Source organism: Nocardiopsis sp. CC223A, assembly GCF_030766825.1.
Lineage (GTDB): Bacteria > Actinomycetota > Actinomycetes > Streptosporangiales > Streptosporangiaceae > Nocardiopsis.
Window position 1 is genome coordinate 1 of sequence record NZ_JASFDV010000005.1, and the last position, 11,536, is coordinate 11,536.

Consider the following 11,536-nt stretch of genomic DNA (forward strand, 5'->3'; position numbering starts at 1 on the left):
TGGTGGGCAGTGCGGAATCGTGTCCCCGTGCGTGCTCGGCATCGACGTACCCATCACGGTTCAACTGAACCGTGGCATACCAGCGGGAAGGCTGGACTTGTAGCTTTCGAGAACGCCAGTCGCGCGGGTCGGGGTCGAGGAAAATGGTTTGCTCGGTCATCCGCACTCCTCCGTAGGTCCACAGAGATCGGCCTACCGATCTTTGAGCTTGTGGTCGACAAACCCAACCTGCTGAGTCGGCTCCGTTTGTCCAGGTCAGCCTCACAGGCCTTCTCCATTGCCGCCGTCAACCCGCGCATCCAAGGTCGGTAGGTACCACGCAAGCTGTCACAGGAGTCAAGGGGCGAGGATCAGATCCCAGTCAGCAGCACAAAACCTAGCGGGTATACCAGGTGGGTGCATTGATGTTGAGAGATATGAGACCCAAGCCGGACCTCACCCACCTGAGTCACCACCATCGGACGTTTCCGGGGGCTGTGTGCTCCGTTCGTGCTCCGCAGTTTTGGACCGGAGCGACACCACACGGCACGACATGGCACCGGACAGCACGGCGGATCGGATGGGGTGGCATGAAACGGTACGTAGCGACACGTGACGGTACACAACCAGGGCACTTCTAATCCGATGGCCGCAGGTTCGAATCCTGCCGGGTGCGCCACAAAACCCCAGTTCAAACGGGGTGCGCGAGTCGAACAGACGAGGCGCTGAGCCTGTCTGGGGCCCTGAAATGCTCCGTGTGTGCTCCCCAGTGCAAGGTCCAGTACAGGTGGAGGGGCACCTCACGGAGCATTTTGCCGTTCCGTGACCCCCTGGCGGACGCCCAGGGTGACCCCGCGCCCGCCCACCAGCCCCCCACAGCCGCCCCGACGCCGTCGCGGGGGGACACTAGCCCCGGGACACGCCCTGTCGCCCGTCCAGCCGCATACGGCCGATTCGACCGGAACCCTTACCTCGCAGGTCACGATGCCTCACAATTGGTGACATGACCATGGCGAGGTGGATCGGTGTAGTAGTGGCGGCCGTTGCGATCGTGGCTGCGCTGGCAGCGGGGTTGTGGTTTGGCGGCGGACCGACCTCACGCGAGGGGTGGGAGGCTGCAGCCTGGGCGGGCACGATCGCTGTCGCGCTGTCCCTGATCGCCAACGCCATCGTCTGGGCCTCCACATCCACCAAGCCTTCCCTTACCAAATCCCCCGATGCCCCTGTGGGCACGGACAATACGGTGAACGGGAACGTCTCTGGCGGAACCGTAACCCAGGGCCGCGACATGCACGTGAACAGTCCCTCCTATGGAGGGAACCACAACGACTTCCGAGGCGGCACGTTCAACGAGTCGTTCATCAACGAACAGCACAACCACCGGTCCGGCCCCGAGGAGAACACGGAGCCCGACCAGTGAGCGCTTCCTACGAGGGCAACCACAACGATTACCGCGACAGCACCTTCAACGGGCCGTTCATCAACGAACAGCACATACACCCACCGACCCATGAGGTGGGCTGGGCCCGGCTCCGCAGCCTGGACCAAGAAGCCCGGTCCGGAGTATCCCGGAGCCTGATCGGGTCAGACACTGCTGCTGCTCTGAGACTGCCACGCGAGACCATCCGTGATGCCCTGCGCACAGCGATCGCCTCACCTGGCGACCTCTTCGTGAAAGGCGACTCCGGCGTCGGCAAGAGCGCCCTGGTCATGGACAGCATCGAACCAACCGGACTAGGCGATGACCGACAAGCAATCGCGATCAACCTTCGGCACCTGCCGGAGAATCACCTCGGCTTGTTGTCCCAACTAGGCAACCCTCTGGACGAGTTATTCGCCGAACTGACCGCCCCCGAGCGAATCTTGGTGATTGACGGGGCGGAGGCCGCAGCCGAGGATCATGGCCAGGTCTTCTCCCATGTACTTCGCTGCGCACGGGAGGCTGGTCTCAAAGTCATCGTGGTCGCAGCAACCGAGGGCGCAGGGACTGCGGCCGAGCTGATGAGGTCTGGTGCCGCAGCGCCTCGCGAGTACACGGTTCCGGGACTGACCGACGAGGAGGTCACAGCAGTTGCAGGACACTTCCCTGGTCTGCAACGTCTGGCTGAAAACTCTCGTGGACGCGAGCTGCTACGCCGACCGATCATCGTCGACCTGCTAGGGCGGGCCGGTGACCCTGGGCTGCCCCTCAGTGAGTCGGAGGCGCTCGACCACATCTGGCGCCACCTCGTACGCAACAGTGAACGGCAGGGTGCCGGAGCACCTGATGCCCGTGAGCAAGTCATGCTGCGTCTTGCGGACCACGCACTTCGCAAGAGCGATGTCGACGAACTGATCAATCGTCTCGATCACGCCGCAGTCGACGGACTTCGCCGGAGCGGGCTAATCCACCCAGCCAGCGGTTTGCCGTGGGAGCGAGTGCCCGAATTCAAGCATGACCTGCTCCGCGCTTACTCGATTGCACGTCAACTCCTGGGAGAACGCGACCCGGCTCGCGCTTTGATGTCGGTCGAGGCCCCTCGTTGGGCCCTGCCGTCGGCCCGTCTCGCGTGTGAGATCGTGCTTTCTGCACCAGATCACGCATCGCACCCGCTTGCCGAGCGATTTATACAGCTCCAGACGCGCTTCGAGGAGATCGTCACAGCTGGGCACGGCGAACGCTGGGCCGATGTTCCGACGGAGGCGCTCCTCGCTGTACCGGCGTCGCGTCTGATCCTTAAAGATGCCTGGCCTACGCTCCTCCGCGATCAAGCTCAGGGGCTTTCCCGGGTGATTCGGATTCTGCACGGGCGCCACCAACGAGAAGGGGTGCTGGACCCGATCATCGCCGAGCCCTTCATCATCCGACTTCTTGACGAGGAGGTGCCCCCCGGTCTCACTGACGAGGTCGCTGAACTGATTCGCGACTGGCTGCGAGCGCACGTCCTCCGCAGTACTCCGGCTGGCCAACCGACACGTGTGGCACTCCGAGATGCCATTCTCACCGATTGCGCTGAGAACGAGCGTGTACTCGACGAGCAAGAAGCAGCCAAACAGGCCGCTCTGGCAGCCCGAACTCCCGAGCAGGTTACAGCGGATGAGGAGCATCGAAAGAGATTCTCTTCTATGGCTGGGCCGTTTCCGTCACGTCGGCGCCGTCGACCCGAAACGGCTCGGCATCGGCCGTACCTGTGGATCAAGGATGCTCAAATCGAGCACCTCGCTCTGCTCGGTCCCGACCTGGGTGGCGTTGGTGAGGCAGTTTTGCGGCGGGTCGCGGAGGACGAACCGCACTCGCTGGATCATGCCGTTGAACCATGGTTCACCGGCCACAGTCTGGCAGCGTATGACCCCGCGCTCCTCATCGACCTCACTGCCGCCTACTACATCGATGACGATGAAGACGACTTCGGGTGGTCCAGCGGACTGGATGAAGACGGCATCCGCCATCATCGGCCCAGAGGCAGCATCGACTTACAGCTCGCCTCCTTCACTCACGGACCGTTCCTCGCCCTGCTCCGGGCCGACTACCGTAGAGGCACCGTCTTCCTGAACCGGATGCTGAACCACGCAGCCCGCTGTCGGGTACGCACCCTCTCGGATCTCCGCCACGAGCCTCCCATCGACGAGGAGACGGCAGGGGTGGAGCACACCCTCTCGATTACGGGAGAGCCACGCACCTATATCGGCGACGAACACGTTTGGTTGTGGTACCGCGGAACCGGAGTGGGTCCTTATCCCTGTATGAGTGCGCTCCAGGCTTTGGAGTTCGTGACAGAGGAAATCATTCGGGCCGGAGTTCCTGTTACCACCCTCACACCTATCTTACTCGAGGGCGCCGAAAGCCTCGCGATGCCTGCACTTGCGCTCGGTATCCTCGTCCGCCACCTCGAAGCCGCTGAAGATGCTCTTGATCCCTATCTAGTCGAACCAACGGTATGGTCGCTGGAGTTTGGCCGCGCAACTCACGACCAGTCGGGCATCCTCGCAGCACATATCCCTGACCTTGCGAACACTGAGCGACGCGGTTGGTCCTTGCGAGAGGTCAGCATGATGCTGGCACTGCGCGCTGAGGGTGAACGCATCGAGCATCTCAAGGAACTCGGCAACCAGTTGCTAGCGAACGCTCGGAAGCAGGTCGGCGACGACTCCTCATCAGGTGCTCACGAGTATCTCGCCGCCGTTCAGAACTGGGCAGCCTCGCTCGATCGCAGCGCGTACGAACTACTCCGTCAAGACGGGGAGATCCTGATCCAGCAGACGGTCAATCCCGAGGTTGAGGATGTTCTGGGTGAAACGAACGCGGACCTTCGGCGTGGAAACGATGCGATGGGGCTGGTCGTACGTCACGCCCATGTGAGAGACAACGGTGGTCGAGCACCGGAAATGACCGACGAGGCACTAGCTGCCGACCTCGTGCTGGCACGAGATCTGCTGGACAATCCTCCTCAGTCTGGTCTGGGGGCGTCCTCGGATGGACCAGTGGCAGTGGCCGCATCTGCTGTCGAACTTCATCTGACGAGCCGAGCTCACGTCGCGGATGAGGATCTGCAGTGGAGTGTGTTCGTCATCTTGGGCATCGCTGCGGAGGTTGCTAAACGCCCAAGCGACTCGCTTGATAAGTTGTCGTTCTTCAATCAGGGTGCGGACCGATCAGCGGGCCGAGCACTGCCGTACCTTCTCCTTCCTGCTGCGAGAGACCTCCGACAGGCGGTTGGCGTCGCCTCGCACGAAGACGTTCAGGAACTCGTAGAGCTGAGTAGTGCCATCGCGTCGCAGTCGCCAAACGAAACCCGAATCGCGTACGCAAGAGGACTTGATGTTGTCTGGTCTGCGCCGTGCAATAACAATCACCTGCACGGTCGGTGCCATCACCGAATCGCCTTGGACGTCGTGCAGGAGTCCTTCCTCGAATCTGTCTTTGGCCCATGGGACTTTGAGAGCCAGCGGAGAACAGTGGCTAGACTTGACCCGCCAACTGCTGCCTCCCTCGATGCCACCGAGGGCAAGGACATCTTCGTCCCTCAGCTGACTTCGGCAATCCGAGCTACAGGGGCCGCTGCCATCAGCTCCGCGTGCTGCAGGGAGGAGGCTCGCCAGATAGTCGAGTCGCTCATTGCAGCCCATCAACGAGCCATGCTGACCTTCGATCACGGCTACCACCACAGCAAAAGCGACTCACTCGTCGCAGCCCGGGCCACTCTGTGGCAAGCGATTAATGAGCGGGACGAACCCATACTCACATATGTGGACCGATATCTCGGTAATTCACGCCTCCTATCGGAAGGCCTGCAGGCAATCAGCGTCGCTGGCGGGGAGCATTCCGACCTAGCAGAGCAACTTTATCGACTTTGGCCGCTAATTATGGATCACGTTCTTAACGCGGCGGATGCGAATCCCCAAATTTTCACTGAACAGCCCTGGGGTGACTATGCCGAGTCTGCTCTCATTCCCAACCGGTCAGCCGAGCCGGGGTACATCACGCTGGAAAACCAGGGGGACGCGCATCCCTGGCGTGATCTGATTAGCTGGTCGCCTCAAGTTGAGCGATGGCTCAGCACGATCACCAGCTCCCGCATGAGCATCGACCAACTGGTGATTGCCATTCATGAACTCACCATATCAGATCAGGTCGAGGCTGGACTCCGGTGGATCGAGCAGATCGTCGAGCAAAGTGGCACTGATTGCGCCAACACCTATACATTGCCCGAATGGCTTCACGAACGTTTTGCGGACCTCGTTACGGATGAACAAGCAGCGCGATGGCAGCGAGTGGTAGACTTGCTCATTGTCGCAGGCGATAGTCGTGTCGCAGATTTGGCCGACTAAGGTCTGTTTTATAGATCTAATGAACACCCTATGACCATCCAACAACCGAGGTGAATTTTTAGAGGTGCTTCCAACACAAAAACCAACATTAATTGATCACTGAACGCACCAAGAATTGGTCACTATTGGAGTACTAGAAAATGAAAGAAATCCCCACTTCTCCAAATGAATATCTAGAATTCTCTGATGAGATCCTAACCCCTGAAATTAATTTCATTGCCTACAGGAAGATCTACGTACTAGAGACATGGGTCCGACGCCTCTGCCTCGCTGCGTGGATGGCAGAATTTGGGAATGAATGGGTCGATCAAATTGACTCAAACTTGAGGTCAAAACTCGAAACAAGAGCAAAGAGAAACGCCAAACGGGTATACCTAGGAGCCGAGTCCAGTAGCGATATCATCTGGGAAACAACTCATCACGAACTCATATCACTGATTAGTGATCGAACAGTAGAAAAGACTGTCCGAGAATTGACCGGACACGAATCAGCTTTTCTCGGTGGAAAGCTGGACGAAGTGAGAGAGATAAGAAATCTTCTCGCCCACAACAGAGCCATCTCTGAGCGAACCTACACCATCCTCATCGGACTCCTGGCCTCCTTGGAAGAGGCCATTGACTGCTTTAGATTTGACCTCCTTTATAAAAATGGAGAAATACTTGGATTTTCACATCCAGAAGATAACCAAACCATCCCCCTAGAGAGCGAGCTAGCTTCCATTGTAGAAAACGCCTGGCAGCAGCACGGAGGGGGCCGATTTCAGGCTTTTGTTGAACGCGGAGCAAAACACTACAAATACGTCTGCCTCCCCGTAGACAGAAATGGAAGCTTTCCGAACACAAGGTCCCTCATAGAGAACTTCTCAGAGTACATTGATTTTATTACCGCATTTTGTCTCAACAAAAGCGGAGACGAGTTCTTCATAGTCACGCCAAAATGCATCACAGGGACGACGCAGATGGAGATATGCAGAAAGTTTTCATCTAATTTTTCCGCATGGGGCAATGTGATGTTTGAAAATCAGCATCCGCGCTATGCTTGCTCTCCCAAGATATGGTTCTACGAGAATAGAAAGCCAGGTCATCTGAATCTGCGATAAAAACTGTCGAATGTTTTCAAGACAGCCATAACCAGAGGACCTTTGATCCGATGGCCGACCGGTCCTGCCCACGAGGAAACCCCAGGACGGGCGGGGTGAACCCGCCGCACGGCCCGGGGCTCGGGGTGTCCAGTCGCTCCTGGTGTGCTCCCCCGTCCCGCTACCCGGCAGACACCGGTTCCCCGCGCAGCAGCGCGGCGGTCGCCTCCGCCGCGGCTTTCGCGACGTCGGGGTACACCGACTGGTACGTGTCCTGGGTGAAGTGCGTGGTCGCGTGGCCCAGCTCAGTCGAGACCACCTTCACGTCCGTTCCCGCCGCCAGCGCCAGGGAGGCGGCCCCGTGGCGGAGCCCGTGCAAGGTGATGGGCGGGAGCCCGGCAGCCTTGGCGATGCGGCAGAACCAGTCACTGACCTGACCCGGATGCCAGCCCGACCCGTCCTGGCGGGTGAACACCAACCCGGTGCTGTTCCAGTTCTTCCCGGCCGCGAGGCGTTGCTCGTTCTGGAACCTCTTCCAGCCCCGCAGGATCTTGATCGTGTCGGCGTCCAGGGTGATGGTGCGCTGGCCCGCCGCGCTCTTGGGGGTCGAGGTGATCGTCTCCCACGCCAGTTGCACGACCTGGACGCGGATGTCGATCTGGCCGTCCACCAGACGGGTGTTCGCCCACGGCAGCCCCACCGCCTCACCCCGGCGCAGCCCCTTGACAGCGATGAGGTGGAACATCGGGAACAACCAGGTGTACCTCCTCGCGTGCTGGAGGAAGGTGCGGGTCTGCTCAGGGGTCCACACCATCACCTCACCCGGCACCGCCCCGTCCTTCTCCCACAAGCGGACCCGGTCCGCCGTCCACACCAGGGGACGTTTCCTCGGACAGGACGGCAGGCGGACATGCGAGGCGACGTTCACCGACACCGGTAGGTCCGGGGAGCGGACCGCGTCCGACAGCGCGCTGCGCAGCGTGGCACGGATCCGGTGCTTGGTCGACAGCGAGATCACCCGCCGCCCCCGCACCGACTTCTTCACCTGCGGATCGGAGGAGTCGCGGCACTCCAGGATGTGCACGTTGGCCTCCTCGATAGCCGCGAACATCGCCTCCACATGACGCGCCTGGAGCCGATCCACCCGGATGTTCCCCAGGTGCGGGACCAGGTACTTGCGGATGTGCCCGTCATAGGAAGCCCGGGTCCCTTCGGCGAGGTCGGGCTTGCCGTCCAACCACTCCCGCAACCACACCCCCACCACCGGCGGCTCACGACGCACGTCTGCCCCCGCGCCGACCCGCCGACGCACCTCTTCCAGGTCGGGCAACGGCTTCCGGGTCCGTAGCGCGGCCTGGATCAGGTCCGCGACCTGCACTTCGATATCCTGCTCGCCTTCGGCCAGGGCCAGCAGCGCTTTCACGTGGTCGAGCTGGCGACGGGCCTCCTCCTGCGAGGCCAGGCCGCCCCTGCGGGCCTGGCGGCGCTTGCCTTCAGCGGTGCGCGGGAGTTCGAGCTGGAACCACCAGTTCCCGTGCCGGGGGTTCCACGCCTTGTCCTCCCTCCGCAGCTTCGGACACTTCACCCCCAATGCCCGGCCGCTGTCCTCGTTACGGCACCCGCACCGCTTGAACACCGACCCCTCGTACGCGCTCATGCAGTCGTTCACCTCTCCTTCGTGGCGTTCACGCGCGCGCTGCACCCGCACCCACCGCCCATGGCGGTGGAGGACGCGGAGGTAGCGAAGGTGTCCAAGCCGAGGTAAGCCGGCACGACCGGAACATTCCGCTTCACTAACCCACCTCCCCGCCACCTCTGAACTGCGCGAACACGGCACGTGACCCCGTCGGCGACGGGGCACCACGCATCCACGCTCGACCTCGCCGAGTAATGCAAGCGGATTGGTCAGAACACCCACCGGACCCGCACTCCACCTGGCGAGCACGCCCGAAAACAGACGCAATGCCCGATTCCATGGATGCGGCCCACAGCGGCCGCGTCCGCCCCCGAACCCGCCGCCCCGCCATGGAGGCCAGCCCTGGGTGTCCGGGCCGCGTGGGGGCGCTGAACGCCGCACAACCGCCCCACACCGTTCGCGGGCGCGAGCCCGCGAAACGACCATGGCCCCAGCGGGGGACGGGTCTCATGGACGCACCCGGCAACCTTGCCGAGAGCCTCCGCGCAGGCTCGGCTTCTCTTTTTCTCCTCATGTCCTACGAGGAACGCGGCCTGCGGCCTGGTTGCGACACCTAGCGGGAAGCCACCGAGCAGCGCGCTCCCGTCCGCCAGGAGCAGCACCCGGGCGCGCGAACGAGGTGGCGGCCGACGCACCGCCTCGTGTGTGCATCAACCACCTCGCTCTGGCACGCCAGCGATCCGAACCGGTTTTTTGAAGCGTTTTCGAAAATTCCTTTTCAAGAGACCAGAGAAAGGGAATGCGAAGGGCCCACCCGGAGCGGCTTTGACCTGCACTGATAACGCGGATGGGGTGGGCCGCTCTAATGGGCCCACCCACAGGCGGAGTCACAGGGACCCCACCGGGCCCAGTCACAGGCCCAGTCTCCGGCGGAGTCACAGGCCCACCCCGTAAAAGCCACATAACCGGCACGCCTGGAAGTCGGCCGAGCGCGTCGGTTGGCTGAAATCCCGTCTTTGGTTTTTCTTTGCAGCCATTGATCGAGAAATACGCGGCGACCTCGGAGTGCCGCAGAAAAACGCCTGGGGGCGCCTCCTCCCGCAGGAGAAGACGCCCCCGATCCGTTCAGGATTTTCTCAGCCCCGCAGCGCCAGGTAGGCGCGGATGCGGTCGGTCAGCTCGGCGAACTCGTCCCCTACCGGCTCGGGCTCCACGCCCGAAGGCGGGACCGGGTAGTCCTCCGACTCGGCCGGGCGCGGCCGCGGAACAGCGGCCCTGCTGAGGTAGGGGCGCACCAGAGCACCTGCGATCAGGTCGGGGTCGGCGTCCACCCGGTCCTCTTCCTCGGACGGGGTGGAGCGGTCGTGGTAGGCCTGTTCCCAGCGGGCCGAGGAGGTCGAGGCCCCGGCTGCCCAGGTGTGCTGTTCGGGGAAGCCGGACCGGTCGGCGAGCAGGTCGCCCCGCCTGACGGCGGTGGTGGTCGGGGGTGCTGCGGGCAGTGCGCGCGGGACCCGGCGGGGCAACCGCGGCGGGCGGGGGTCGAAGAGCGCGGCCAGGGCGGTGGCCAGCAGCGCGACGGTCAGCGCCCACACGCGCCCGGCCATGCTGTGACACGGCCGCCGGTGACGGCCAGTTGTAGGATCGTGCACGGTCTCCTCCTGGTTGGTGCAGGTGGTGATCGCGCCCCGGTCCGGTGTTCGCGCACCGGTCGGGGCACCTGTGTTTTTGAGTCGTCGAAGCAGGCTCAGGAGCGGGTGTCTCTGGCCTCGAAGGGCTGCGCTTCCCGCTTGGGCCCGCTCAGGGCTGTGCCTCTGCGCCCGACGGGAACGCGGGGTTCCCGGGGCTGGTCGATGGTCGCTCTGCCTCGCGAGGTGGTTCAACCCCCGACCGGAATCCCGCATACGCGCCGGTTTTCGTCATCCGTGGGCCGATACCCCAGGCCCACCACCAGCGGCCTGTTCCTCCCTCCGGGCCCGGGTCTTGGTTACCCGGGAGGCGATCAGCGCGCGGCTGACACCGAAGCACTCGGCCAGCGCCGCGTAGCTCTCCCCGGCCTCGTGCCGCGCCAGCAGTTCGGCGTCGGGCACCCCCAGGTCGCGGGCCGGGCGGTGCCCGTAGCGGCGCACATGCCCCTCGGCCTTGCGCTGCAATGCCCGGCGTTTGCGCAACCGGACCAGGTACATCACGTTCTGGTGCCGCGCCCCGGTGCGGTCGTACCCCCACAGCAGGGACGGGGTCTCGCCCTCGTGCCACAGCGCCAGGAACGCCCGCCGGGCCCGCCCCAACGTGCGGGTGAAAGCGACAGGGTCCATGTTCAGGGAGCGTTCGGCGCCGCGCCGGTCCTCGTGTTCGGCCAGAGCGGTGAGCACCTCCCGGTGCGCGGGCTTCAGGGCGGCCCAGATCTGGGCCAGCGCCAGCCGATCGACGATCTGGTCCTCGTGGGAGTGTGCCGGTGCCGAGGCGCTGGTCCAATACCGGACGAACGCTCGGGAGAGCAGGGCCTTGTCCTTGCCGCCCAAGCCGCGGACTTTGAGGTCCTGGTAGTGCTGAGCCTTCATCGCCTTCCACCCGATGGCGATCAGCTCCGTCTCCTCCGGCCGCTCGTGGGCGAGCTGGAGGTGTTCGGTAATGGCCTCCCACGCGGTCTCCGCACGGTGCACCGGATCCATGGCGTCCACCCACCAACACTCCCGCGCCGCCCACACCGCCAACCGCACCACCTGAAGGGCCGTGTACCCGTGCCCCACCGCATCATCGGCCCGCGGCGGCGGCAGCAACGGACCGAACTCACTCGACCCATACGGAGCACGCGCGACCGGCCCGCCCTGATCGTCCCCTCGCCGCGCCGTGGTTCTCGGCTCGGTCTTCGAAGGTGGCGGGAAACCACAGTGAGCACGGGTCTGGGTGCTGTGTGGAGGACCGGGAAGTGTGCGATGAGTACTTCGCGCAACGGCCGGACCGGTCTCAGACGTTTTCGCTGGGGTCATGGGGCCACTGTTGAGAGAAAACGCTGACAACCCCATGACTGTGCGGG

Annotated in this window: 6 protein-coding genes; 3 read left to right on the forward strand and 3 right to left on the reverse strand. The window is 63.0% G+C overall.

Translation table 11 applies throughout. From position 1 onward, the window contains the following. The first annotated feature begins 982 nt into the window (after positions 1-982). From QJS33_RS03200 to QJS33_RS03210, 3 genes are all read left to right on the forward strand, one after another. A complete protein-coding gene (locus tag QJS33_RS03200; protein ID WP_306366322.1) occupies positions 983-1,399 on the forward strand; it encodes a hypothetical protein in 417 nt (138 codons plus the stop codon). Beyond that, a complete protein-coding gene (locus tag QJS33_RS03205; protein ID WP_306366323.1) occupies positions 1,396-5,787 on the forward strand; it encodes a hypothetical protein in 4,392 nt (1,463 codons plus the stop codon). Before QJS33_RS03200 ends, QJS33_RS03205 begins: the two co-directional genes overlap by 4 nt. A gap of 140 nt (positions 5,788-5,927) precedes the next feature. Then, complete coding sequence (locus QJS33_RS03210) at positions 5,928-6,887, forward strand: hypothetical protein (protein WP_306366324.1); 960 nt, start codon at positions 5,928-5,930, stop codon at positions 6,885-6,887. Between the two features lie 160 nt (positions 6,888-7,047). Here QJS33_RS03210 and QJS33_RS03215 read toward each other — a convergent pair whose 3' ends face one another. The 3 genes from QJS33_RS03215 to QJS33_RS03225 all read right to left on the reverse strand — a co-directional run bounded on the left by QJS33_RS03215 (position 7,048) and on the right by QJS33_RS03225 (position 11,171). Continuing rightward, positions 7,048-8,523, reverse strand: coding sequence for a site-specific integrase (locus tag QJS33_RS03215; RefSeq protein WP_306366325.1), 1,476 nt, complete (start codon positions 8,521-8,523; stop codon positions 7,048-7,050). A 1,115-nt stretch (positions 8,524-9,638) separates the two neighbouring features. Continuing rightward, the gene (locus tag QJS33_RS03220; RefSeq protein ID WP_306366326.1) at positions 9,639-10,106 is read right to left on the reverse strand and encodes a hypothetical protein; all 468 of its coding nucleotides are present in this window, start codon (positions 10,104-10,106) and stop codon (positions 9,639-9,641) included. Between the two features lie 312 nt (positions 10,107-10,418). Beyond that, positions 10,419-11,171, reverse strand: a complete 753-nt coding sequence (locus QJS33_RS03225; protein WP_306366434.1) for a hypothetical protein — start codon at positions 11,169-11,171, stop codon at positions 10,419-10,421. Positions 11,172-11,536: the final 365 nt, after the last annotated feature.